Genomic DNA, 575 nt, shown 5'->3' with positions numbered 1-575 from the left:
GTTCTATCTCCGCATGAAATGCAGGTTCCCCCCTGTATTTAAAGGGGTTGATGTATTTAAAACCATCATTTGGCTCAGGCGAAAATGTTCATCTGCCGAGAGAGAGAACTGCCCACGGGTCGAACTCTTCACTCCCGGTGGTCTGAATGCTGCTCTGGTCGCAGGCGGTCATTAACATGCAGGAAAGTATTGCCAGATGGGGCAGTCGTGGATACCCATACCCTTTGATGCGTAGAGTCATTTTGTTCATCCCTGTAATTAGTCCTTGGTTTTTACTGCTCTGAACCGCTGATTGCTGTATGAGATTACGCTTCACCCACAAAGCGCCAGTCAACGTGCTGGTCCTGATGGAACAATTTGTCGCTGAGCGGCCAGGGGCGTGAGCGGCAAAACTCCACCCGGTCAGTGGGCATAATCTCGCCTTCCCTGAGTGCAAGAATGGTGTTCTGGCTGAGTCCTTCGCGCGGCAGCCATGCAATCTGCCAGTATCCGCTTTTCGGACAAGGTTCACCGGTTTTACACAGCAGACTTAGTGAGGCACTTTTATCAAAATCCGGTGACGTCGGCAGCGGCCT

1 protein-coding gene and 1 pseudogene are annotated in these 575 nt (G+C 51.7%); both read right to left on the bottom strand.

Features of this window, described 5'->3' with window-relative positions; all coding sequences use genetic code 11:
- Window positions 1-88: 88 nt before the first annotated feature.
- Entirely contained in the window at window positions 89-250 is a 162-nt protein-coding gene (locus tag J1785_RS00380; protein ID WP_217218533.1) for a hypothetical protein, read from the bottom strand.
- A gap of 55 nt (window positions 251-305) precedes the next feature.
- Window positions 306-575 (bottom strand): annotated as a pseudogene (locus J1785_RS00375) (SEL1-like repeat protein); the annotation flags it as partial.

The sequence above is a fragment of the Rahnella perminowiae genome (assembly GCF_019049755.1).
Classification (GTDB): Bacteria; Pseudomonadota; Gammaproteobacteria; order Enterobacterales; family Enterobacteriaceae; genus Rahnella; species Rahnella perminowiae.
This window is presented reverse-complemented; position numbering and strand designations above follow the sequence as displayed.